Below are 1,838 nucleotides of genomic sequence, written 5' to 3' on the forward strand. Positions count from 1 at the left end.
ATACATGGTGCCCGCAGCAGTCGTGGTATTGGACAGCTTCCCGTTGAACACCAGCGGCAAACTGGACCGCAAAGCACTACCGGAACCGGAATTCGCGGCGAAGGTGTTCCGTGCTGCCTCGACACCGATCGAGGAGATCGTGGCGGGTGTGTTCGCTGATGTCCTGGGCATCGACCGGGTCGGTGTGGACGACGACTTCTTCATGTTGGGTGGTAACTCGCTGATCGCGACGCAGGTCACCGCGCGTCTTGGTGAGATGTTGAGCACGCGTGTTCCGGTGCGTGTGTTGTTCGAGGCGTCCACGGTCGCGGCGTTGGCGGTTCGGGTGGAGCAGCAGGCGGGCACTCTCGGGCGTGTGGCGTTGGTGGCTGGTCGGCGCCCGCAGCGGGTTCCGTTGTCGTTGGCGCAGCAGCGGATGTGGTTTTTGAACCAGTTCGACACCGCTTCGACGGCCTACAACTTGCCGATCGTGGTCCGGTTGACCGGCTTATTGGATGTTTCGGCGTTGCGTGCGGCGATCGAGGATCTGGTGGGTCGTCATGAGATCCTGCGCACGGTGTATCCGGTGGTCGAGGGTGAGCCGGTGCAGGTGATCGTGGCGGCGACCCAGGCGAGACTGCCGCTGATGGTGCGGTCGATAGCTGCGGTGGATATCGAAGCCGCGGTGGGACAGTTGGTGTCGACGCAGTTCGATGTCACCGGTGAGGTGCCGGCGCGGGTGGCGTTGTTCGAGATCGAAGACGCCACGGCCACCCCGGAGTATGTGATCGCGATGGTGGTGCACCACATCGCCGCCGACGGCTGGTCGGTGGGGCCGCTGGTGCGGGATCTGATGACCGCCTATGTCGCACGGTCGGCGGAGCAGGCACCGAACTGGGCTCCGCTCGAGGTGCAGTACGCCGACTACAGCATCTGGCAGCGTGAGTTGCTGGGCGGTGAGGACGACCCGGGCTCGATCATGTCGGATCAGGTCGCCTACTGGCGTACCGCGCTGGCGGATTTGCCTGAACAGCTGGACCTGCCGATGGATCGGCCGCGTCCAGCGGTGCAGTCCTTCGCCGGTGCCGCGGTGGCGGTGGGTATCGACGCCGACACCCACCGCGGGCTGGTGCAGGTAGCGCAGTCGCAGAGCGCGACACTGTTCATGGTCGTGCACACGGCGCTGGCGGTGCTGCTGGCCCGGTTGTCGAACACCGAAGACATCGCGATCGGCACGCCGATGGCGGGCCGGGGAGAGGCCGCGCTCAACGATCTGATCGGCACATTCATCAACACGCTGGTCTTCCGCAGCCGAATCGACGCCGGTGAAGCGTTCACCGATCTCCTCGCACGCCAACGCGAAACCGACATCGCGGCCTTCGCGCATGCGGACGTGCCGTTCGAACGACTGGTCGAGGTACTGAACCCGGCGCGCTCCACAGCCCGCCACCCACTGTTCCAAGTGGGTTTGTCGTTCCAGAACCTGGCCGCGACCACACTGGAACTGCCGGGACTGACGGTATCGGGAGTAGACCTCGACACCCACATCTCCCAGTTCGACCTGCACCTGGTCCTCGCCGACCGATACGACCAGTCGGGAGCACCCGCCGGTATCACCGGCATGTTCACCTACGCCACCGATCTGTTCGACCACCACACCGTGCAGGGATTCGCCCAACGATTCACCCGCCTGCTCGCCGAGATCCTCACCGCACCACACACCCCGGTCGGTGATCTGCAATTACTGACCACAGTCGAGCGGCGCCGGATCCTGCGGGACTGGAACGACACCAGCTACCCGGTTGATTCCGGGTTGTTGCTGGATGGGTTCCGGCGTGCGGTCGAGGCTGATCCGGGTG

At 64.7% G+C, this 1,838-nt stretch carries 1 protein-coding gene; it reads left to right on the top strand.

Features of this window, described 5'->3' with window-relative positions; translation table 11 throughout:
- Window positions 1-1,838: condensation domain-containing protein (locus tag AB0H00_RS31915; protein WP_357273657.1), on the top strand; the 1,838-nt coding region annotated here is incomplete at both ends.

It is taken from the genome of Nocardia sp. NPDC023852, assembly GCF_040639505.1.
Classification (GTDB): domain Bacteria; phylum Actinomycetota; class Actinomycetes; order Mycobacteriales; family Mycobacteriaceae; genus Nocardia.